General features: G+C 69.7%; 16 protein-coding genes. 11 read left to right on the top strand and 5 right to left on the bottom strand.

Annotated features, from left to right (window positions below; all coding sequences use genetic code 11):
* Positions 1-90: 90 nt before the first annotated feature.
* Positions 91-1,029, bottom strand: coding sequence for a hypothetical protein (locus J7E89_RS22230; RefSeq protein ID WP_214976129.1), 939 nt, complete (start codon positions 1,027-1,029; stop codon positions 91-93).
* Between the two features lie 38 nt (positions 1,030-1,067).
* On the opposite strand from J7E89_RS22230, the gene J7E89_RS22225 reads away from it, so the two are divergent.
* The 5 genes from J7E89_RS22225 to J7E89_RS22205 all read left to right on the top strand — a co-directional run bounded on the left by J7E89_RS22225 (position 1,068) and on the right by J7E89_RS22205 (position 8,152).
* On the top strand, positions 1,068-2,300 hold the full coding sequence (locus J7E89_RS22225; RefSeq protein ID WP_374196854.1) for a CapA family protein: 1,233 nt from the start codon (positions 1,068-1,070) through the stop codon (positions 2,298-2,300).
* A 184-nt stretch (positions 2,301-2,484) separates the two neighbouring features.
* Positions 2,485-4,782, top strand: a complete 2,298-nt coding sequence (locus J7E89_RS22220; protein WP_251060923.1) for a HAMP domain-containing protein — start codon at positions 2,485-2,487, stop codon at positions 4,780-4,782.
* A gap of 5 nt (positions 4,783-4,787) precedes the next feature.
* Positions 4,788-6,560 carry a poly-gamma-glutamate synthase PgsB gene (gene pgsB / locus J7E89_RS22215; RefSeq protein WP_214976128.1) on the top strand — a complete coding sequence of 591 codons (1,773 nt, stop codon included), beginning with the start codon at positions 4,788-4,790 and terminating at the stop codon, positions 6,558-6,560.
* Positions 6,557-7,039, top strand: a complete 483-nt coding sequence (locus J7E89_RS22210; RefSeq protein ID WP_214919524.1) for a poly-gamma-glutamate biosynthesis protein PgsC/CapC — start codon at positions 6,557-6,559, stop codon at positions 7,037-7,039. Before pgsB ends, J7E89_RS22210 begins: the two co-directional genes overlap by 4 nt.
* A 30-nt stretch (positions 7,040-7,069) precedes the next feature.
* On the top strand, positions 7,070-8,152 hold the full coding sequence (locus J7E89_RS22205; protein ID WP_214976127.1) for a C40 family peptidase: 1,083 nt from the start codon (positions 7,070-7,072) through the stop codon (positions 8,150-8,152).
* 42 nt (positions 8,153-8,194) lie between these two features.
* Here J7E89_RS22205 and J7E89_RS22200 read toward each other — a convergent pair whose 3' ends face one another.
* Both J7E89_RS22200 and J7E89_RS22195 read right to left on the bottom strand, forming a co-directional pair.
* Positions 8,195-10,123: an MFS transporter gene (locus J7E89_RS22200; protein ID WP_214976126.1), complete on the bottom strand. Its 1,929-nt coding sequence runs from the start codon at positions 10,121-10,123 to the stop codon at positions 8,195-8,197.
* A 158-nt stretch (positions 10,124-10,281) separates the two neighbouring features.
* The gene (locus J7E89_RS22195; RefSeq protein WP_251060922.1) at positions 10,282-13,284 is read right to left on the bottom strand and encodes a D-alanyl-D-alanine carboxypeptidase; all 3,003 of its coding nucleotides are present in this window, start codon (positions 13,282-13,284) and stop codon (positions 10,282-10,284) included.
* A 144-nt stretch (positions 13,285-13,428) separates the two neighbouring features.
* On the opposite strand from J7E89_RS22195, the gene J7E89_RS22190 reads away from it, so the two are divergent.
* The 3 genes from J7E89_RS22190 (at position 13,429) to J7E89_RS22180 (ending at position 15,728) form a co-directional block, all read left to right on the top strand.
* Complete coding sequence (locus J7E89_RS22190; protein ID WP_214976125.1) at positions 13,429-14,169, top strand: GPP34 family phosphoprotein; 741 nt, start codon at positions 13,429-13,431, stop codon at positions 14,167-14,169.
* Positions 14,170-14,474: 305 nt separating this feature from the next.
* Complete coding sequence (locus J7E89_RS22185; RefSeq protein WP_214976124.1) at positions 14,475-15,332, top strand: helix-turn-helix transcriptional regulator; 858 nt, start codon at positions 14,475-14,477, stop codon at positions 15,330-15,332.
* A gap of 186 nt (positions 15,333-15,518) precedes the next feature.
* Positions 15,519-15,728: a DUF397 domain-containing protein gene (locus tag J7E89_RS22180; protein WP_069928331.1), complete on the top strand. Its 210-nt coding sequence runs from the start codon at positions 15,519-15,521 to the stop codon at positions 15,726-15,728.
* Between the two features lie 99 nt (positions 15,729-15,827).
* Here the strand turns inward: J7E89_RS22180 and J7E89_RS22175 are convergent, their stop codons facing one another.
* Positions 15,828-16,691 (bottom strand): hypothetical protein, encoded by an 864-nt coding sequence (locus tag J7E89_RS22175; protein WP_214976123.1) that lies wholly within the window; start codon positions 16,689-16,691, stop codon positions 15,828-15,830.
* A gap of 173 nt (positions 16,692-16,864) precedes the next feature.
* Here J7E89_RS22175 and J7E89_RS22170 point away from each other — a divergent pair, with 173 nt between their 5' ends.
* The 3 genes from J7E89_RS22170 (at position 16,865) to J7E89_RS22160 (ending at position 21,317) form a co-directional block, all read left to right on the top strand.
* Positions 16,865-18,514: a recombinase family protein gene (locus J7E89_RS22170; protein WP_214976122.1), complete on the top strand. Its 1,650-nt coding sequence runs from the start codon at positions 16,865-16,867 to the stop codon at positions 18,512-18,514.
* 114 nt (positions 18,515-18,628) lie between these two features.
* Positions 18,629-19,411 carry an SDR family oxidoreductase gene (locus tag J7E89_RS22165; protein WP_214976230.1) on the top strand — a complete coding sequence of 261 codons (783 nt, stop codon included), beginning with the start codon at positions 18,629-18,631 and terminating at the stop codon, positions 19,409-19,411.
* Between the two features lie 349 nt (positions 19,412-19,760).
* Positions 19,761-21,317, top strand: a complete 1,557-nt coding sequence (locus J7E89_RS22160) for a sodium:solute symporter family protein (RefSeq protein ID WP_214976121.1) — start codon at positions 19,761-19,763, stop codon at positions 21,315-21,317.
* 22 nt (positions 21,318-21,339) lie between these two features.
* Here J7E89_RS22160 and J7E89_RS22155 read toward each other — a convergent pair whose 3' ends face one another.
* A complete protein-coding gene (locus tag J7E89_RS22155) occupies positions 21,340-22,455 on the bottom strand; it encodes an ADP-ribosylglycohydrolase family protein (RefSeq protein ID WP_214976120.1) in 1,116 nt (371 codons plus the stop codon).
* Between the last annotated feature and the right edge of the window lie 147 nt (positions 22,456-22,602).

Raw genomic sequence — 22,602 nt, 5'->3', positions numbered from 1 at the left:
GCCCTACTGGGGCTTGCCCCCCCACGCGGCGGAGCCGCAAGGTGTCACAGCGGGAAGCGGCGGGGTGGGGAAGAAGCCCGCCGCAGGCGCCTACGTCCAGGCCGCCACGGCGCTCCGCACCGCCGCCACCGCTCGCCCGGCCCGCGCCGCGTCGGAGCGTACCGAGTGGCTGAACTCGACATGCAGGAACGGCACGTCGAGTTCGGCCGCGGCCCGGCCCTGTTTGTTCTCCCGGCCTTCGAGCACGCACGTGCGCGCCCACGCCCGGCACACCTCGAAGTCCCGGCCCCCCAGCGCCCGCGCCAGCCGGCGGCCGCTCTCGCGTGCTTCGGTGCTCCTGTCCCTGCCCGTGGACACGATCACGTCGTAGTCCGGTTCGGTGCTGTCCGCGAAGCCGTGCAGCTGCACACCCGGCAGCCGGCGCTCCGTGAGCTCGTCGCACACCGCGTGGAAGACCGTGTCGCGCCGGTGCGCGACATCGGCCGCGTCACCCCGGCCCGCCCTCCGGTGCGCGCCCGCGACCACCAGTACGCCCCCGGGCTGCCCGGTCAGTACGGCGGACCCGAGCCGCTCGCTGTCGGCGTCGGCCACGGGGTGCGGAACCTGCACCGACCAGCGGACGGGGGCGCCGAGCCCGACGTACACCCGGCCCCAGCCGCGATTGGCCTCCCCGGCCGCGTCGGCCACCTCGGCGTACCGCCGCCCGGTGGCCCTGTCCGTGAGCGTACGGACCCCGAAATCGACTTCGGCGAGCTTCCGGCCCGCCTCCGCGCGCCGCCCGTCGACGAGGAGCCCGACGCCCTCGGCGACGGTGCGGCGCTCCACGCGGCTGGGCGGGCGGTAACCGGAGTCCGCGACCATCTCGGTGGCGAAAGCGTTGATCCGGCGCTCCAGATCAATCCCGTTACGGGAGGGGTTAGGCGCATTCTCGCCTACGCCTGAATCGCCCTTTTGTGAGGAAGAGTTCATGGTGACAACCGCCACAGCCACCACCGTGACCAGCAGAGTTACCAAAATCGTTAGCTTCATGGTCGGGATCCGTGTCATAGGGCGGTGAAAATACCATCGTGACGAGACATCCCCACTTGCCCGGCATACCCCGCGCTGTCGCCCTTGCCCTTCTGGCGGCCACAGCGGCAGGTTGCGGTCTCCTGGACACGGACGACGACGCCGAGGTGAGCGGCCCTCCGGCGTTCACCGTCGCCGCGGCGGGCGACATCCTGATCCACCCGCAGCTGACGGACCAGGCACGCAAGGACGCCAAGGACGCGGGCGGAAAGGGCATCGACTTCGACCGGACGATGGCCGGCATCAAGCCCGTCATCAGCAAGGCCGACCTGGGGATCTGCCACTTCGAACCGGTCGTGGGCAAGCCGGAAGGGCCGTTCCAGAGCTTCCCGGACTTCCTCATTCCGCCGCAGATCACCACCACGATCAAGAACGTCGGTTACGACACCTGCTCGACCGCGTCGAACCACAGCCTCGACCACGGCCCGGCCGGAGTGCGGCGCACGCTGGACGCGCTCGACGCGGCCGGCCTCAAGCACACCGGTTCCGCCCGCAACCGCGCGGAGAGCGAGAAGCCGCTGATCCTCGACGTCAAGGGCGTCAAGGTCGCGCAGCTCTCGTACACCCTCGGCTTCAACGGCCGCGAAGTACCCGCGGACAAGCCGTGGCTCGCCAACAAGACCTCCTTCGACGACATCGCCGCAGCGGAGAAGGCCGCCCGCACAGCCGGAGCCGAGGTGGTGATCCTGAGCATCCACTGGGGCCGTGAGCACCACCCGGAGCCGGGCACCCCCCAGCTCAAGCTGGCCCGCAGACTCGCCGAGGACACCGGCATCGACCTGGTGATCGGACACCACGCCCATGTGGTGCAGCCGATGGAGAAGATCGACGGCACCTGGGTCGCGTACGGCCTCGGCAACCAGCTGGCCCGCCACGACGTGCCCACCGGTCTCACCGAGGAAGGCATCATCGGCTGGTTCGAGTTCCGGAAGAAGGACGGCGGCTGGGACGTGCAGGCGCGCTACGTGCCGACGCTCGTCACCATTCCGCCGGACCCGGGTGAGACGGCGGAGGCAGCCGAGGCGGGCAAGGACCCGGACGGCGGCGGGGAGACGCCCGGGGTGAAGGACCACCGCCTCCTGAATGTCGCCGAGGCCCTGCGCGACGACAAGGACCTGTCGGACGAGGAGCGGGCCCGCTACCGGCTCGCGTTCGAGCGCACGCAGGGAACCATGCTCAACCGGGGAGCCTCGAAGGACGGCCTGAAGCCACTCCAGGACCTGCCGGGCTGACGAAACGCAGACGTAACGCGCGTCACACAGGGCGGTTTTCGTACAACCATTTGTGGGCCCTCACGAGTCATGACGCTCCGGTGGCTTGTGCGGCGTCCCGATCCGACGCTGCGTCACGCCAGGCAGACCCAGACCCACTGCACGCCCTTACCCGCTGTTGCCCAGAAACTGAAGGTGAACACTCATGGCCGCTTCGCCCGCGACGCGGCGGCACAAGGTCCGTCGCCGCGCCGACATGTCGCTCCTGGGTGGCATCCGCCCACCCATCGCGGCCCTCTCGGCCCTGCTGCTCACCTTGGCGGGGATCACTGCCCTGGGCCTCGGCAAAGCCGACCAGGACCTCGTGCCCAAGGCCGTGCTGACGTCCCAGAAGCACTTCGCCGAGGACGGCGCGGTCGCGCTGCGCGCCTCCATCGACGAGAGCGTCACCGACCTCAACCGGACCGCCGGCCTCTTCAACGCCTCGGACCCGGTCTCGCCCGACGCCGCACTCGACAAGATCGGCAGCGTCTACCAGAAGTGGACGGGCACGGCCGTACTGGAGATCAAGTCCGGCAAGCTGCTCGCCGCCCGCGGCGAGAACGTCCCGGTCACGGCGGTCGACACCACCAAGCTCCGCGAGGAGAACGGCCTCAGCCCCCGCATGGTGCGGCTGCAGAACGGCGAGACCCGTTTGCTCTCCTTCGCCCTGTTGTCCTGGGAGGGGCGCCCCCAGCAGCTGCTGATCGCCTCCAACAGCCTCCGCTTCCCCGGCATCGCACTCGGCCAGTTCCGCGCGATCGCCGTCGTCGACAGCGAGGGCCGCATCCTCAGCAGTGACGGCATCGAGGAACCCGAGCAGGCCCAGAGCGAGTTCCAGCGTGGCGTCGTGAAGCGGTCCGAGAAGGAGCTCAAGGCCTTCGCGAAGACCGCCGCCATCAAGGCGACCCAGCACCCCCTCAAGTCCAAGGAGCCCGGCTCCGGCGGCTTCCTCGGCGTCAGCGGCAGCCTGTACGGCACCGAGTCCCAGGGCGACCGCGCCGTCGCCGGGTACGCGACGCTCGCCGGCCCCGAGGCCGGTGAGAGCACCGTCGCCACCAGCCTCGGCCTCACCGTGGTCGCCATGGTCGAGGTGGCCGAGGACCCCACCCGTTCCGCCGGACCGCTGTTCGGCCTGCTCGCCGCCGGCTCCCTCCTCGTCATCGGCGCACTGGCCGTGGCGCTGCTCCTCGGTACGGTCCAACGCCCCCTGATCCGGCTCTTCCTGGAGAGCAGGCGCCTCACCCGCGGCGACCTGACCCGGCCGGTGAACACGCCGTCGCACGGCGAGGCCGCCCGGATCGGACACGCCCTGGAGCGCGTACGCCGCCAGCTCATCGGCGCACCGGTGGACAGCACCGCCGCCGAAGGCCCCGGCAGGCGCGGCCGGTTCGGCAGCCGCGGGCTCATAGCCGTCTGCGGCGTGCTGCTGCTCGCCTGGTCCGCCCCGATGCTGCTGCTGCTCAACCGCGCCGACTCCACCGTCGTCGTACCCGAGCAGATGGTCAACGACCAGCGCGAACGCACCGAGACGCTGACCGACCGGGTCCGGCGGGCGCTCAACGAGGGCCACGCCGACCTCGTGTCGGTCGCTTCCCTCATCGGTGACCGCACCTCGCCCGACGACATGAACAAGGTCCTGGAGCGCACCCGCACCGAGCATCTTCGCTACGAGTCGCTGTACGTCCTGTCCGCCGACGGCAAGGTCATCACCAGCGCCGGCGGAGAGCCGCAGCAGGAGTCCGGCAAACTCTCCACCACCGAACAGCAGCTCATCCTCCTCAACGAGTCGGGCAAGGAACCGGTCATCGCCGGACAGGCCGAGATCCCGGGCCGTGACGGAGCGCGCGTGGTCGGCGAGTTCCGTATCGACTTCATCAACTCGCTGCTCAAGCGCCCCGGCCTCGGCCAGGTCCGGGTCGTCGACGCCAAGTGGCAGATCATCGGCGGCAACACCGGCTACCGGGCCTTCGAGAAGCTCCCCGACGAACGGCTCGAATCCTTCGTCGCGGGCACCAACCAGAAGGTCGGCATGAGCGCCCGCGCCAGCGGTGTCCTCTACCGCGACGGCGACGGCGTACAGCTCGCGGCGGCCGCGCCGTTCGTCGGCGGCGGCGCTGCCAAGTCGCTCGGCTGGACCGTCGTCAGCTGGCAGCCCGCCTCCGGCCTGGCCATCCCCGAGTACAGCCTCCAGAACCGCACGGTCCTGGCCGGGCTGCTCGGTATCACCGCGGCCGCCGCCTGCCTGGGCTGGCTGCACATCGTCGTCGTACGGCCGCTGCGCGAGCTCGCCCGGCAGTCCGAGGCACTCGCCGACGGGGACCGCCGCACTGTTCTCTACCCGCGCCACCACGACGAGGTGGGCGCGGTCGTCCGCAGCCTGGAACTCCTGCGCCAGCAGCTCCAGGAACAGCGCAAGCGGGACGGTGCGCCCGCCACGACCATCTCCGCCGGAAGGAACTGATCGGCGTGCTCTTCCTCTACACCGTTCTGATGGTGTGCTGCGCTGTTCTGCTGGCGGCCGGCGTCGTCGAACAGCGCCGCCACTTCATCAACCTGGAGCGGATCCCCACGCGCGTGCTGGTCAACGGCATCCGCGGCAAGAGCTCCATCACCCGGCTGTGCGCGGGCGCGCTGCGCGGCGGCGACCTCGTCACCGTCGCCAAGACCACCGGCACGGCGGCCCGGTTCATCCACCCGGACGCCACCGAGGAGCCCGTCTACCGCAAGTTCGGCATCGCCAACGTGGTGGAGCAGATCGGCATCGTGCGGCGCGCCGCGTCGTACAACCCGGACGCTCTGGTCATCGAGTGCATGGCCGTCATGCCGGCCCTCCAGGAGATCAACCAGTCCAAGCTGATCCGGTCCACCATCGGCGTGCTGTGCAACGTCCGTGAGGACCACCTGGCCGAGATGGGCCCGACCCTCGACGACGTGGCGCGCTCGCTGTCGCGCTCCATGCCGGAGGGCGGCATCTGCGTCACGGCGGAGCAGGACCGCTTCCACATCCTCCAGGAGGAAGCGGACGCGCGTGACTGCAAGTTGATCTACGCCGATCCGGAAACCGTCTCCGACGAGGAGCTGCGCGGCTTCAGCTGGTTCACCTTCAAGGAGAACGTGGCGATCGCGCTGACCGTCGCCGGACTGCTGGGTGTGGAGCGCGAGACGGCGCTCAAGGGGATGTACGACGCGCCGCCGGACCCGGGTGTGCTTTCGGTCGAGCGGTACGCCACCACCGACGGCAAGCGGCTGCGGTTCGCGAACGTCTTCGCGGCGAACGACCCCGAGTCGACGCTGATGAACATCAACCAGCTGCTGGACCTCGACGCCATCAGCCGCCCGCTGAACGTCGTCATCAACTGCCGGCCGGACCGCGTGGAGCGCAACGGTCAGATGGGCGCGATCATCCCGGACCTCCAGCCGGAGAAGGTGTTCGTGATCGGCCACCCGGCGAAGAGCGCCATCGACGCGATCCCCGCCGAGTGGCGGGACCGCGCGGTGGACCTCGGCGGTGACCGGCGGTCAGCCGACGATTTCATGGGCCTGCTGCTCGGTGAGCTCGGCCCGGACTCGTCGCTGGTCGCGATCGGCAACATCCACGGGCAGGGCGAAGTGCTGCTGGAGCACCTCGCGGAGCTGCCGGCGGACGAGACGGCGGACGATGTTCCGGCCGGCGGGTCTGCCTCCGGCACGCGCGCCGACGCGCAAGGGCCCACGGCACAGGTCCCCGCGCAGTCGGCGCGGCCCGCCGCCCGGGACGACGAGACGCTGGCCCTGCAGCAGTACAAGCCGTACATCGACCCGTACCAGCCGTACTCGGAGGCGTACGAGGCGCGCTACCAGCAGCAGCCCGTCCAGCCCGTCCCGTACCAAGCGGAGCCGCAGCCGTACGACTCGTACGAGCCCGAGCCGCAGCCGTACGAGCCGCAGCGGCACCAGTCGGCCGCCCTGTACCAGTCCGCGCCTCCGCGGCCCGTACAACAGCGGCCGGCACCACAGCAACCGGCAGCACAGGAGCCGGCAGCACAGGAGCCGGCAGCCCAGGGGCCCGCACGACAGCGACCCGCCCCCCAGGCGTCCGTACCGCGGCGGCGGCGCACCGGTGACGCCGGCACGTCCGGTCACCCGGCAGACCTCGCACCCCCCGCACCCCCCACCGCACCACGGCCCCAGCGCGGCATGTTCGAGCCCGCCCGGCCGGTGGACCAGGTCCAGCAGCAGAACCCAGGAGAACCCCGTTGATCCCGTCCGTACTCACGCCTGAGATCGCCGCGATCGGCATCGCGCTGGGCCTGATGTTCTCGCTGGTCTGCTACCTGACGACCAACCTTTCCCCCGGCGGAATGATCACCCCGGGCTGGCTGGCCCTGACCCTCGTCGAGGACCTCCAGCGCGCGGCGATGGTCGTCGGCGTCACCGTTCTGACGTACGTCGCCACCCTCGCCGTCCAGCGCGTGGTGATCCTCTACGGCAAGCGGCTCTTCTCCGCCGTCGTCCTCACCGGTGTGCTCTTCCAGGCGACCCTGATGATCGTCCTGTCGATGGAATTCCCGCTGATGTACACCAATCAGACGCTCGGCTTCATCGTTCCCGGCCTGATCGCCTATCAGCTCGTCCGCCAGCCCAAGGGCGCGACCCTGCTCGCCACCGGCTCGGTGACGCTCATGGCGTACGTCGTCCTCACCGCCGGAATTCTCCTCGGCGCGCTGCCGACCGTCTGACCGCCACCCGTCCCGAACGGAGCTGACCTCATGAGTGCCAAGACCAAGCGCGGCCCCCGCCAGGCGCTGCACGCCGCCACCGTGCTCGCCCTGCTCGCCGGCAGCGCGTACCTCACGGTGGAACTCCGCAAGGAGGAGCAGGCGAAGGCCCCCGCCGTCCAGGCGGTCACCGACACGCCCGCCCTGAAGTCCTCCGGCTCGGGCCTGGCTTCGGGCAAGCAGACCTGGGAACGGCTGCAGAGCCCGGCCCGTACACTCCTGCGCGGCGAGGGCGGTGCGATCCTGGCCACCTTCACCGACGACGCACGCACCGCCACGCTCACCGGCCCCAGCCGCTCCTTCACCGAACCCACGAGCACCAAGACCCGGGTCGTCACCGAGAACTGGGTGCGGCTGATGCCGGAGCCGTGGCACAAGGGCGCGGAGCGGGAGCAGTGGTTCAAGGACTGGTTCAAGGAGTTCTTCGGCAGCAAGGAGGACGACCTCTTCGCGATCGCCTTCCAGTACGTCGACCAGGCCCCCGTGAAGAAGGACTCCGAGGGCATCCCGTACGCGGGTGACGCCAACTTCGGCCCCATCAACCCCGAAGGCACGCCGGGCAACGACTACCGCCTGGAGGAGTCCGACTTCTACGACTACCTGGGCATCCCGTACACCTTCCGCAACGGCACCACGATGCAGCCGGAAGCGATGCGCGCCCGTTCCATGGACTGCTCCGGCTTCATTCGTACGGTCTTCGGGTACCGGGGCCGTTTCCCGCTGATGGCCACCGACAAGCTGGGCGACGGCCTGCCGCGCACCGCCAACGGCATGGCCCGTTCGAAGCTCGGCACCGACGTCATCGAGCTGGAGGGGGTCGGCCCGGAGTCGCGGCCGAAGTCCATCGACGTACTGCAGCCGGGCGACCTGGTCTTCTTCAAGCTCGACGCGCGCACCAAGGAACGGATAGACCACGTCGGCATCTTCATGGGCCATGACACCGACGGCCACAAGATCTTCGTGTCGAGCCGTGAAGAGGTCAACGGGCCGACGATCGGCGACAAGGGCGGCACGTCACGCCTGGACGGCAACGGCTACTACGCGAGCACCCTGCGCAGCGCGAAGCGGGTGTAGGCGCACGCCGTACGGGCGGGTCCGGGGCGGAGCCGCGGGTGGTCAGCGCAGCTCCTCCGGGCAGGCCGTGCCCCGGGTCAGCCCGTACGGCGCCGCCAGCCGGTACACCCCTGGGCCGGGCGCGAGCAGTTGCGTCCACTCGTCTCCCGCCGCGTCCTCCTCCGCCTTCATCAGGCAGCCGTTCGGGTTGGTGAACGTCCGGTCCGCCGCGTCGCCCCGCAGCTTCGACTCCGGTGTCTCGCTCGGCGGTTCGACCCGCTCCCCCTCGGCGTCGACCAGGCCCAGCCACGGCGAGTACGGGATACGGATCAGCACCCGGCCCGCGCTCTTCACCCGGATCGTCAGCTCGCCCGCGCCCGCGCGGTCGACCGTCGCGGGCGGGTCGGCGAGCGGCGTCGGGTCGTCGACGCGGAAGAGCTGCCAGTTGGCGTCGTTCCAGACCGGCTTGAGGTACGGCTGGCCGGCGCGTACGAGATCCGCTTCCTCGATCGCGCCGCCGGCCGAGTCCGGGGCGCCCTTGGGCAGCACGACGTAGTGCACGGCCCAGCGGTCCAGCCACTCCCGGTACGTGTCGCTGTGCAGCGTGTCGTCGTAGAAGAGCGGGTTGCGCTCCATGTCGGCCTGCCGGTTCCAGCCGCGCGCGAGATTGACGTACGGAGCGAGCGCCGACGCCTCCCGGTGGCTGCTGGCCGGGACCACCTCGACCCGGCCCTTCTCCGCGCCGACCTCCTGCAACTGGTTGACCAGCGGCGCCAGCTCACGCGCCCAGGACGCCGTCGGCGCGGTACGTATGACGTCGTCGACGGTCTTGATGCCGACCCAGACGCTGAAGCCGACGGAGGCGAGCACGATGGCGTACCACTTGAGCGTCCGGGGCGCGGCGAACGGCAGCGCCGCCAGCAGCACGACACCCGCGAACACCATCGCCAGCCGCGAGACGTTGCTGCCGATCTGAGAGTCGATCAGCCAGGTCAGCAGCACCCCGACGGAGTAGACGGCGGCTCCCGTGCGGACCGTCTTCCAGTCGCTCGGTACGAGCACGAGCACCAGGACGCCGAACAGGCACGGCAGCGAAGCCGTCGCCAGCGACATCGGCTGCGTACCGGAGAACGGGAACAGCCAGGAGGACAGGGCGACGACGACGACCGGCGCCACGCCGAGCGCGTACGCCCCGGGGCGGCGCTTGTTGAGGAACAGCGCGGCCGCGACGACGCCGAGGAACAGGCCCGCGACCGGGCTGCTCGCGGTGGCGAGCCCGGCCAGCGGCGCGGCGACGGCCGCCTTCGCCCACCGGTTCGCGGCCCAGCGGCGCGGCCAGCAGAACACGGCGGCGACCGCGCCGAGCGCGAACATCATGCCGAGGCCGAAGGTGACGCGCCCCGAGAGGGCGTTGCAGAGGAAGGCGAAGACCCCGGCGAGCGAACACCACAGGGGATTGCGGACCTCCTTGACGCGGACCAGGATCAGGGCGGTCAGGGTGGCCGATACGGTGCCGACGATCATCATCGTCGTACGGACACCGAGGACGGACATCAGGTACGGCGAGACGACGCTGTACGACACCGGGTGCATCCCGCCGTACCAGGCGAGGTTGTACGCGGAGTCGGGGTGGCGGCCGACGAACTCGGCCCAGGCGTCCTGCGCCGCGAGGTCACCGCCACTGTTTGCGAAGCAGAAGAACCAGACGACGTGCACCACCGCTGCGGCGGCCGTCGTGATCGTGACGGGGTGGCGGAGGAAGCGGCGTGGGCGGTCGTCGTCCTGGGCCGCGGGGGGCGTCGGCGCGGACACCCGCACGCGCGCCGCCGGCTCGGGCCGTTGCGGCCGCCCCGGATCGTCCGCCTCCGGACTCAGCCGTATACCGCCCTGTTGGCCACCCCGTGTGCCGCCCCTTGTGCCGCCCGCGTTACGCCCGCCCTCGTCCCGGTTACGGTCCCCGCCCTCGGCGCGCGTGGGCTCAGCGGTGGTCATTACGGCTCTCCCCGTTCTCCCCGGGTACCAACACCCCCCCGACATGCGTAAGGACGCCGTCCCCGCGTCCCAAGTTGCCCGGACGCTAACACGCGGCGCCCGTGGTGCTGCCGCCGGTTCCCACGTCCGGCGGCAGCACTCCGCTCATCGGCCCAACGTCAGCCGACACGGGTCAGCTTGGCGCCGAAGCCCGGCTCGACCAGGTCCTTCTGGAGCGCGACCGGTGCCTTGACCTGACCGGGTCCGGAGCCGACGGTGACCTGACCGACCTCGTCACCCTTCTTCGCGGCGTGCGGCAGCGGCTTTCCGGCGTCGGAAATCGCCAGCTCCACCTTCAGGCCCGGCCAGCCGACCGCCTTCAGGTCCTTCGTCGCCACGACCGGCGTCTGCCCGCCGAGGCCGTCGTCGACGTAACCGACGACCTCGCCCTTCTTCACGACGGTCGCCGACGTGACGTCCCGCTGGGCGGCCTGGATCAGCTTGAGGCTCCTGGCGATCGCGAGCTGCAGCTTGGAGTCCGGCGTGGTGGCGTCCTGCTGCCCCATCACCGCACCGACGATCCGGCGCTCCTTGCCGTCGATGACGGTGTTTGCGGTCCACAGCAGGTTGCCGCCGGCGGGAGTGGAGGAGCCGGTCTTGATGCCGCTCACGCCGGGCTGCAGCAGGATGTTGTTGTTGTTGTAGATCTTGCCCTCGATGCCCGGGATCTCGGCCTCGGGCATGTTGACGATCTCGCGGAACACGTCGTTCTCCATGACCGCCTTGGCCAGCTTGAGCTGGTCGACCGCGGTGCTCACCGTGGAGGCCTCGAGGCCGCTCGGGTCGGTGTACGTCGTGTTCTTCATGCCGAGGTCCTTGGCGGCGTCGTTCATCTTCGTGACGAACTCGTCCTGGGACTTGGCTCCCCAGCGGGCCAGCAGCCGCGCCGCGTTGTTGCCCGACGGGATCATCAGCAGCTGGAGCATCTGCCGCTCGGTGAACTGCTGCCCCTCCCTGATCGCGGCGGTCGACTCGTCGGGGAGCTTGGACTCCCTCTCGGCCTGTTCGTCGACCGTGATCTTCGGGCCCGTCTCGTCGCCCTTGAGCGGGTGCTCCTTGAGGATCACGTACGCCGTCATCGCCTTGGCGACACTGGCGATCGGCGAGGGCTTCTGCTCCCCGTGCGTACCGATGCTGCCGACGCCCTGCACCTCGACGGCCGACTGGCCGCCCTCGGGCCACGGCATGCTGAGCGCGTCACCCTCGAAGGTGTACGTCGGCTTCGCCGTCAGCGCGAGCGTGGGCGAGGGAAGCGGCCGCAGGAACTGTGCAACCGCAAAGACGATCACCAGCAGCAGAACCAGCGGGGTCCAGATCTTGACCCGCCGAACGGCGGTCCTGACCGGGGTCTCGGGCGGGGGCGGGGTGTTAGTCAGCTCGGCGAGCAGGTCGAGCGGCGGCCTCGGCGGCAGCGGCTGCTGCCGCGTACGTTCCGCCTCCGGCATGGGGGCGGACGCGGGGGGCGACCCGGCCGGCCCGGACGGCGCGGGGCCGGCCGGGGGCGCGTCGGGGGTACGGCTCGGCCTGGCGGCCGGCGGCCCTACGTCGTCCCGCTTCAGCGGAACGAATGTGCTGGTGCGCTCGGCGGCGGACTCTTTGGTCTCGGGCTTGCCGACGGCCTTCAGCGCGGTGGTCGGCTGATCCACGGCCTGCCGCGGCCGCACAGCCTTGAACACGGCAGTGGCCTGGTCAACCCCACGCCCCGTGGGGGAGCCGTCCGACGGCTCATCGCCAGAAGTGTCGTCACCGGAGTCGCCCGAGTCGGCGGACGCCTCACGCCGAGCCCCACTCGCCTTCGCGTCGCCCTGCGACTCGGCACCGTCACGGCTCACCCGGGCACTACCGGCGCCACCCTGCGGCGCAGCCGCCCGGCCCGCCACGTCCGCGTCCGGCATGGCCGCAACCTCGCCCGCCGCCGGCTCGTCGCCACCCGCAGTGCCCGATCCCGACACCCCGGCACCAGCCGCCCGACGCGCACCGGGAACGTCACCGCCCGAAGACGACTCCCCGCCGACCTCGCCCGTACCGGACACGCCCGCGTCCGACGTGCCCGCAACGTCGCCCGACAACGACTGGTCGTCGTCTGCAGCCGCACGCCCCGCACCGGACACGTCCACGTCAGCCCGCGCCGAGGCCCCAGCCCCGCCCGCCGACGGCACCTCACCGTCAGCAGTGTCGCCAGCCCCCCGGCCCACGCCGGAGGCGTCACCGTCCACCTCAGCATCCGGCACAACCTGGGCGGCAGCAGCCGCCTGGCCCGCACCCGACGCGTCCACGTCAGCCCGCGCCAAGGCCCCACCCGCCGACGGCACCTCACCGTCAGCAGCAGCCGAACCGGAACCCATGGCGCCAGCCGCACGACCCGCACCGGAGGCGTCACCATCCACCTCAGCCTGCGGCGCAGCCTCGGCAGCAGCCGCACGCCCCGCGCCGGGGGCGTCACCGTCCGCCTCTGCCTGCCGCGCAGCCGTAGCGTCACCGTCAGGCGACGACTCGCCGCCAACCTCGTTCTTGGCGGGCGCAAACGCCCGGCCCGCACCCGACACGTCCGCGTCCGCGTCCGCGTCCGCCGGCAGCGTGGCCGCAGCCTTGCCCGCCAACGGCTCGTCGCCGTCCGTAGCGGCCGAACGCGACGCCTCTGCGGCAGCAGCCGCCCGGCCGCCCTCGCGGGCCGCGCCGGCCGCGCCGGCGTCAGCGGTGGGTGTGTCGGGGGTGGACTCGTCCGCCGGCGGCTCAGCGGCGTCGGTCTCGTCCTCCGCTGCCGTGGCCGCCGCATCGGCCGGCGTGTCCGACGTGGCGACCCACGCCGCCACCGCCGCCCGCAGGCGCGCATCGCGCTCAGGGGTCTCGGGGCTCTCAGGGGTCTCCGAAGCCGGGGGAGACTGCTCCGGGGGCGGCATCTTGAAGACTGCCGTCGGCTGATCGACGCGGCCGCGGTCCTCCGGCTCCGGCCTCGCGGCCGACTCCCGGAAAACGGCGAGCCGCGGATCGCGTTCGCCCGGGGCCTTCTCCCCCGACGACTTCCGCTGCTCCGACTTGTCGGGGGACTCGCCCGCCACCGATGCCTCCTTCATACGCGCCCGCGCATACGCCCGCTGTCCGCAGTCCGATGTCCGAACCATGTACCAGTGTCCTGTCTGAGACCCCGGCCTCCTCGCTAGACGAGAACGACATACCTGCCGGTTCCCGCACGAAGCACCCAGGCGCTCTCGACAGATGAATGTGAGAGGGGTCACCCTGTCATTCATCCACGCGGGGAGGCATGGATGGGCAGGAGCCGCAGAACACTTCCGGAGGAGCTTCTACTGCTCGCTCTGGACCCGGCAACGGGTACCACAGCGCAGCCGCAGTCGCTCGACCTCGGCCTGGCCGGGGCACAGCTAGTAGAGCTGGCTCTGGCAGGACGGATAGCCCCAGACGGGGATCGTATCGCCGTGGTGATGGCACGGCCGACAGGAGATCCGACATTGGACTCCGCACTGGAACTGCTGCGCAGGCGCGGCAGCCCGGTACGGGCGGTCCACTGGATCGGCGGACCCCGACTGGGGCTCCGCCAGACGTATCTTTCGCATCTGGAACGGTGCGGCATGGTGCATGCCGTGGCGGGACAGATGTGCGGAGTGCTGCCGACGACTCGCTACCAAGCGACGGAATCGGTGATTTGCCGGGAAATCAGGTCCCGGCTGGACAGTGCGATCCGCACCGGCGTACCGCCGGACCCGCGGACCGCGGCGCTCGCCGCGCTCGCTCACGCAGTGGGGCTCGGCAAGCACCTCTACCCCGGCAACGAGGGGCGCTCATCACGCTCCCGCCTCCGGGATCTGATCAGGCACGACCCCATGGGCGGACTCGTGGCGCACGCCGTGATGGACGTTCAGAACGGTGTGGCCGCACAGCCGCGCCGAGGACCCGCAGCGGGTGGCCGACCGCAGTCGACCGTACCGATGCAACCGCAATCGCAATCACAGTCACGCCGCGACGGCATGGCGCGCCTCGCGGCGCACTGAGCCGGGCCGCAGCCCGAAGAGCACCACCCGAGCGCCACCGAGTAGCACCCGAGCAGCACCCGTAGCACCAACGCCGCACCGACGTCCCCAAGACCCGGTTCGGGAGCCGCACCGAAGCGCGCGGGGTAGTGGAACGGTCGTCCAGGCCATCCTGGACAGGACCGGACCGCCACCCCGCGCGCTTGCGCCGGCACCGTGTGTGGCCATTTCCCAGCGCGGACATGACCATTGGTGGCAGTCTGCTGAGCAGTAGAGCGTGCTGGCAGTACATAGGCACAACGCACTCAGCCGGAGGTGCAGTTCCCGTGGCGTCCAACGTCAACCCAACCGTCAGGCGACGCCGACTCGGCCAAGAGCTCCGCCGGCTCCGCGAGCTCAAGGGCATGACGGCCGAAGAGGTGGCGGAGCGCCTGCTCGTCTCCCAGTCGAAGATCAGCCGCCTCGAGAACGGCCGCCGCTCCATCAGCCAGCGCGACGTACGCGACCTGTGCGGTGTGTACGACGTCGAGGACCACCGGATCGTCGACTCGCTGATGCAGATGGCCAAGGACTCCCGCCAGCAGGGCTGGTGGCACGCCTTCGGCGACATCCCGTACAGCGTCTACATCGGCCTGGAGACCGACGCCGCCTCACTGCGCGTGTACGACCCCCAGATCGTCCCCGGCCTCCTCCAGACCCCGCAGTACGCCGAGGCGCTCATCACCGGCGCGCTGCCCGAGACGGCGGCGACCGACGTGGAGAAACGGGTCAACGTCAGACTGCGCCGACAGGAACGCATCCTCACGGCCGAACAGCCGCTGCGCCTGTGGGCCGTCATTGACGAGGCCTCGCTGCGCCGCGTAGTCGGCGACAAGCAGCTCATGCGCGAGCAGTTGGAGCACCTGGTGGAGCAGTCTCAGCTGCCCCATGTGACGGTCCAGATACTCCCCTTCGACATGGGCGCCCATCCCGGCATCAGCGGCCATTACGCGATCCTGGAGTTCCCTGACGCGGCCGACTCCAGCGTGGTCTACATCGAGGGCGTCACGAGCGACCTCTACCTGGAGAAGGCCAACGACGTTCAGAAGTACAGCGTGATGTACGAGCATCTGCGCGCCCAGGCGCTGAATGTCGAAGCGTCGCGCCAGTTCATCGCGGACATCGCGAAGGAATACGCGCGATGAAGCAGCGCTTCCGCCGAGGGAACCGGAACGGTACACCGTGGCCGCCCCGCAGCGGAAGGCTTACATGGAATATGCCATCCGGTCGGGTGAACGCCCCCCTCACGCCGACAAGTTCGCGAGTAGCGTCGCTCCCGCCAGCACAAAACGTTGGCGTCTCCCTCCACGACCAGCAAAATCGGAGCGAACATGGCAATCCATCAGGGCGCTACGGACACCTGGACGAAGTCCTCGTACTCCGGAGGCAACGGCGCATGCGTAGAGGTCAAGTCCCCGGTCACACACGCCGTCGCGGTGCGGGACTCGAAGGCGCCCGAGGGCCCTTCGATCACCTTCGCTCCCGGTTCCTGGAGCGCATTCGTGGGCGGGGTCGGCCAGGGGACTTTCGACCTCGGCTGACAGGTCCGCACTGAGCAGCCCGAGTTACGGCAGAGAGCCCTCTCGACCGGTCCGCCGTCCTGGCCGAGGGGGCTCTGGCGTACCCCGGCCCACATACGCTCAGCGCAGTTCGTTTACGTACTGGTCCGTCCCCGGGACCGTCGGGATGAACGGTGCCACCAGTTCCACCCGGCCCAGCCCCGAAGCGGCCACCTGCCCGTCCAGACCGCCGAACCGCTCCTCCCACGCCTCGCGCGGATCGGCCTCCAGGAACCACAGCAGCGTCAGCCGGGTATCGACCCCCTCGACCTGCTTCACGTAGCTCATCCGGTCGCCCGGCAACGGCGTCGGCCGGAAGACCGTGACCATGGCAGCCGATGAGCCGGCGCCGGTACCCGCCAGTCGCTCCGGCAGATGGGTGCCCCGCAGCCACTCCAGCAGCTCCGCCCGCTGCTCGGGGCTCTCGGCGTCGACGACCTCCAGCACCAGTCCACGGTACGGATGGTCGAGCGCGTGGAAGTCGCGCGGCCCGGCGGACCCGTCGCGGTAGACGGTGGCCTCGTGGTCCTGGAAGGCCGTGAAGACGTGCGTACGGCCCTGATGGACGCGCCCGTCGCGGTTGAGCCGCTTGTTGATGCCGACGGTCCACTTCATGTGCTCCTCGTAGCGGCCCTCCGTCACCCAGTACGTCGAGAGGTAACAGCCCGCGGTGACGGGCTGCGCGACGGCCGACTTCTCCGGGTAGCGCAGCAGCTGAAGGTCACGGGTGGCGACCCAGCGGCGGCCGGCGTACATCCAGGGCATGGCCATCGCGCCGGCGATGTAGTGATCATCTTCATACCATCTGTGGTAGTCGCGCTCGTGCCCGGGATGCGGCTCGACCATGGTGATCAAGGCATGTCCAACCGCAACGCCGTACGGCCCGACCGACGCCAACTTGGCGTACAGCTCCAGGTCGCTCTTGTCGCGCCCACTCCCCTTCACACAGCCTCCCTTATCGGACCTCTACGGGCGCTGCTGACGGTACGTCAGCTCGCAACGAATAGGAATGTCCGTGCGAGTAGTCACTCATGCGGCCGATAGTGGCCTAATGCGACGATACAGCCACTCTAAGTGGCTACGTTCTGAGGTGCGTTACACCGCCACCTGGGAGGGCCATGAACACATTGCGCGCCATCGAAACGACGGGACTTGACGCCTCATGGGACGGCATCGTGATCCCGGAGCGCGTTCGGAACCGCACATCAGTCGCGCTCGCCGTCGGAGACTCGTTGCGTGAGTACGTTCCACAACGACCTGGCTGCTATCTGCGCACGTCCTTCGACCGCCATGGGATCGAGAAGGGGATCGATCTCCAGCTACGAGACACCGAGCAGAAACGGATCAACCTCGCCTGGGGCTCGTTCGCCGAGGTTTACCGAGAGAACGACACCGGAGCCTTCAAGAAGAAGCGGATCGCGAAGAGCGACGGTGGGATCGACTGGATAGTGCTCCGCCCGGCCTTCCGTCGCATGTTGAGCGACCTTCTGTCAGGCCGGATCGACGGCGTCATCTTCTATGACACTGATCGGCTGGCGCGACAGCCGAGGGATCTCGAGGACCTCATCGACGTAGTTGAGCACACGATGAAGCCGGCGGTCGGCGTCACAGGCGACCTCAACCTCATCAATGACGCCGATCGGCACATGGCGCGGATGCTGTGCATCATGGCCCTCAAGGCCTCCGAAGACACCTCCCGCCGTGTAGCCAGGAATCATCTGGCAGATGCCTCAGCCGGCGAGCTGACGGGCAGAACGCCGCACGCCTGGAACGCCAACGGGACCCTTCGGCCGGACCGTGCGCGGATCGCAAGGCGCATCTACGACCAGTTCGCGGCCGGTAGATCCATCACCGGCATCGCACGGGACCTCAACCAGGACAACATTCCGTCCCCCCGAGGCGCCAAGTGGGCGCCGCCGACAGTGAAGGCGATCCTCACCAATCCTCGCTACTGCGGCTTCGTTTCCTACCAGGGCAAGCACCGGAGCGAGATCTCGCGACAGCGAGACGGTTGGAGCCGCGTCCTACTCGGCGAAGACGGGCTCCCCGTCCTCGGGACGTGGGAGCCAGTCGTCTCGAAAAAGTTGTGGGCCGATGCCCAACTCGAGCTGGACCAGCGACGGCTTGCCGGCCGGCAGAAGGGCCTTCTGAGTAATCCCGAAGGCACCAACTACCGCAAGTACGTGTTCACCGGGTACCTGAGGTGCGGGATCTGCAAAGCACCCATGAGCACCAAGCGGGTTACCGGCCGCGGACACGTCATCTACTACTGCCCCGGCAAGGGCCGTAACGCCTGCGGCAAGGTGAGTCGACGCGCGGAGCCGGTGGACCAGCACTTGGAAGGGCTGATCAACGAGTGGGCTCGGGCCCACGCCGCTGATGCGTCGACAACAGAGGAACCCACCAGTCGCGCCGAAATCGTGGACACCCTGCGGACAAGAATCTCGGGTGTCGCCGCCCGCAAGCGGGATCTCATCGCGTCATGGGCCACGGGTTCGGAGAGTGTGCAAGGGATGCGGCCCGATGACTACTACCAGGCTCTCGCATCGATGAATGCCGAACTCGACCGGCTGGAGGGTGAACTGGCCGACCACACCTCGCACGCACGACACTGCCTGACGCGCGACTACGAGAGCGAGTGGCGAACCGGCGGACTGGAGCAACGCCGCACTCTGGTAGCCGAGATCTTCAGCGCCATCTACGTGATGCCCTCCGGCAAAGGGCGCGCCCCGTTCAACCCCGAGCACATCAAGCCGCAGTACCTCTGATCCACACCGCCGACCCGGCCTCAGCCTCCGGCCTTCCCTTCCTTCCCACGCCATACGGACTTACTCTGACGTTCCGTCAGATAGATAGCCAGAGCGGGGAGGCACCGAATGCCGATGCTGCTTCAGGGGAAGACCGTCGTCGTGTCGGGTGTCGGTGCCGGGCTCGGGCACCGGATCGCCGCGGCCGCCGTACGGGACGGCGGCAATGCGGTCCTCGGCGCCCGCACCGAGGCGAACCTCGTCAAGTGCGCCGCCGAGATCGATCCGGACGGCCGGCACACGGCCCACCTCGCCACGGACATCGCCCACGAAGAGCAGTGCGAGGCGCTGGCCGCACTCGCCGTCGAGCGCTTCGGGCGCATCGACGCGGTCGTCCATGTCGCGGCCTGGGACAGCTACTTCGGGGGCGTCGAGGGCGCGGACTTCGCCACCTGGCAGAGCGTCCTCGACGTGAACCTGCTGGGGACGCTGCGGATGACGCGGGCATGCCTGCCCGCGCTGAAGGAACGGGGCGGCTCGGTCGTCATCATCGGTACGCAGTCGGCGATCGCCGCACCCTCGCAGGTCGAGCAGGCGGCGTACGCGGCCTCCAAGGGGGCGCTCACCTCGGCGATGTACTCGATGGCGCGCGAACTCGGGCCGTACCGGATCAGGGTCAACACCGTGCTGCCCGGGTGGATGTGGGGCCCGCCGGTCCAGGCGTACGTCCAGTTCACGGCGCACAGCGAGGGCGTACCGGAGCCGGAGGTGCTGGGCCGGCTGACGGAGCGTATGGCGCTGCCCGAACTGGCCACGGACGGCGACGTGGCGGAGGCCGTGACCTTCCTGGCCTCGGACCGGGCCCGCGCCATCACGGGGCAGTCGCTGCTGGTCAACGCGGGTGAGCTGATGCGGTAGTCGCTCGCTGGTCGCTGCCCTGTTCCCCCCTCTTCCGACCGCACGGGACCCGCGTCCCGTGCGGTCGTTTGCGTGTGTACGGCGCCTGACGAAGCGTCCGCCCATCGTGTGGCTGCCGTCGCGTTCACGACAACGTCCCGGTTGGCCAAGAACAAGTAAAGACGTTCTGCTTTATGACCTACGTTCACATGCTTGACCATTGAAAGCCTTGACCAGCCCCCCGAACAAACGGTTCAATCCCCAAAGTCCCCGCTCCTGCACGGGGGCGCCGCCCCATTGGACGTTCTGACGAAGCACGATCCAGTTCACTGAGTTGAACGCAGCGACAAGGCGGACCCCTGGAGGGGGCATGAACAGTCTCGACTGGGCCGTGCTCATCGGCTACTTCGGAATCATGGTCGCGATCGGCGTCTGGTCCCACAAGCGCGTGGACAACGTCAGCGACTTCTTCACGGCCGGCGGAAAGATGCCCTGGTGGCTGTCCGGCATCTCCCATCACATGTCCGGCTACAGCGCGGTCATGTTCACCGGCTACGCGGGCATCGCGTACAAGTACGGTGTCACGTCGTTCGTAACGTGGTCCTTCCCGATCGCGATCGGCATCGCGATCGGGTCCAGCCTGTTCGCCCCGAGGCTCAACCGGCTCAGGTCGAGGCTGGGCGTCTCCTCGCCGCTCGAATACCTCAAGAACCGCTACAACCTGCCCACCCAGCAGGCCCTCGCCTGGTCCGGCGTCCTGCTCAAGATCGTGGACGTCGCCGCCAAGTGGGCGGCGATCGCCACACTGCTGACCGTCTTCACGGGCATCTCCCTCAACCAGGGCATTCTCATCACCGGCGTCATCACCGGCATCTACTGCACGGTCGGCGGCCTGTGGGCCGACGCCCTGACCGAGCTGGGGCAGTTCATCATCCAGCTCTTCGCCGGTCTCGCGATGCTGATCGCGGTGATGGGTGAGCTCGGCGGATTCAGCTCGCTGTGGACGGTATGGGACAAGCTCCCGGAGAGCCACAACGACCCGCTGACCGGCGACTTCACCATGATGTTCCTGCTGGCCTATCTCTTCATCAAGACGTTCGAGTACTCGGGCGGCATGTGGAACCAGGCGCAGCGCTACATGGCCACGGCGAACGCCCGCGAGGCCACGCGGTCGGCCCGGCTGTCGGCGGTCCTGTGGCTGGTGTGGCCGCTGGTTCTGTTCTTCCCGATGTGGTGCGCGCCGCTGCTGGTCGACGCGCAGAAGCCGGACGCCTCGGACTCGTACGCGCTGATGACCGAGCAGCTGCTGCCGCACGGTCTGCTGGGGCTCGTCATCGTCGGCTTCTTCTCCCACACGATGGCCATGTGTTCCTCGGACGCCAACGCCATCGCCGCCGTCTTCACGCGCGACATCGCGCCCGCGCTGTCGGTGAAGGCGCGCAGCTGGTCGCAGCGGGCAGGGCTGGTGGCCGCACGGCTGTCGACCGTGGCGTTCCTGGCGCTGTCGATGGCGATCGCGACGCAGGTCAATTCGCCGGCGTTCAAGGACATCATCACGATCGTCATCAAGTGGGTCGCGGGGCTGATGGGACCGATCGCGATCCCGTTCATGCTCGGGCTGCTGCCCCGGTTCCGTAAGTCCGGGCCGACGGCCGCGCTGGTGTCGTGGGCGTGCGGGCTGTGCGCCTTCTGGGTGGTGAACTACGGGATGGACGGCGTCGCGACGCAGTACCAGGTGTCGGTGCCGCTGGCTGTCTCGCTGGTGCTGTTCATCGTCATCGGCTTCATCAAGCCGGAGGACACCCCGGAGCGCGACGCGGTGCTGGCGCGCATCAACTCGGACGGGGACGACTCGTCGGCGGGCGCGGCGGTACCGGCCGCGGCCGGCGCGGGTGATGCTGCTGTGCGGGAGGGGGTGAAGGAGTAACGCGGGGTGGCGTGGTGTCGGGTCAGGCTCTCGGGTAGCGGGACAGCCAGCCGGGGGCGTTGATCGCGGGGCCGTGCAGGGCGGGGCCCTGTGTCATCTCCATCGCGAAGTCGTCGGCGAGTTCGAGGACCGTGGCCCGCCCTTCGAGCTCCGCCACCCACCCCGGCGGCAGTGCGGTCTCACCGTGCAGGGCGCCGAGCAGGCTGCCGCAGAGCGCCCCGGTGGCGTCGGACGCTCCGCTGTGATTGACGGCGAGGCGCAGGCCGTGGCGGATGTCCTCGCCGACGAGGGCGCAGTAGACCGCGATGGCCAGCACGTCCTCGGCGGTGCGGCCGTCGCCGAGGGACTCGACGCGGGCCGGGGACGGCATGCCCTGGCGTACGGCGCCGAGGGAGTGCTTGAGGGCGTCGGTCACAGGCTGGTGTCCGGGGCGTGCGGCGAGCTGGGCGAGGGCGCGCTGGACGGAGGCGTCGACGGTCTCGCCGCGCGCCAGACCGTGCACGACGACGGCGAACGCCCCGGCCGAGAGGTACGCCGTGGGGTGGCCGTGGGTCTGCGCGGCGCACTCGACGGCGAGCTGGAAGACGAGCTGCGGCTCCCAGCCGACGAGCAGCCCGAAGGGCGCGGAGCGGGTGATGGCGCCGGAGTCGCGGGCGGTGGGGTTCCTGGGCTGGTCGAGGGTGCCCATGGTCTCGTCGGCGAGCCCGGTCAGGCATTCGCGGGAGGGATCGCGGCGGGCGTACAGCCACTCCTCGCGGGCGAGCCAGCCGTTGTCCTTGCGGCGCTCGTCCGGGCCCCAGTCGCGCTGGGTGAGGGCCCACCGCAGATGCGCGCGGTGTACGTCGGTGGGCGGGTGCCAGGCGCCTGTGTCGCGGCGTACCTGGGCCCGTATAAGGCCGTCGACGGTGAAGAGGGTCAGCTGGGTGCCGGCGGTGACGGCGCCGCGTCTGCCGTACGCGGGGACGAGGTCGGTGACGGCATCGATGCCGTGCGCCGCGCGTATCTCGTCGAGGCTCAGGGCGGCCACGCCGGCGCCGAGCGCGTCGCCGACCGCTCCGCCGAGCAGGCAGCCGCGGACCCGGCTGCGGAAGTCCTGCTGCTCGGCGCGGCCCCATACGGATGTGACTGGTGCGCTCACCGCTTCTGCCCTTCGGGTGTGTGTGCCGGCGTACGACGTCTGGACGAGGTCTGGAGGACGTCTGGCGCAGCACTGTAATCGAAGGGGAACGGGGTGTTCAGGGGACGGGTGTGCGGTGCGGGTGCCTGCGGCGCTGTCCCCTACCCG

Source organism: Streptomyces sp. ISL-100 (genome assembly GCF_018614615.1).
Taxonomy (GTDB): domain Bacteria; phylum Actinomycetota; class Actinomycetes; order Streptomycetales; family Streptomycetaceae; genus Streptomyces.
Note: the sequence above shows the minus strand (reverse complement) of the source record. Positions and strands in the feature narration are given on the sequence as shown.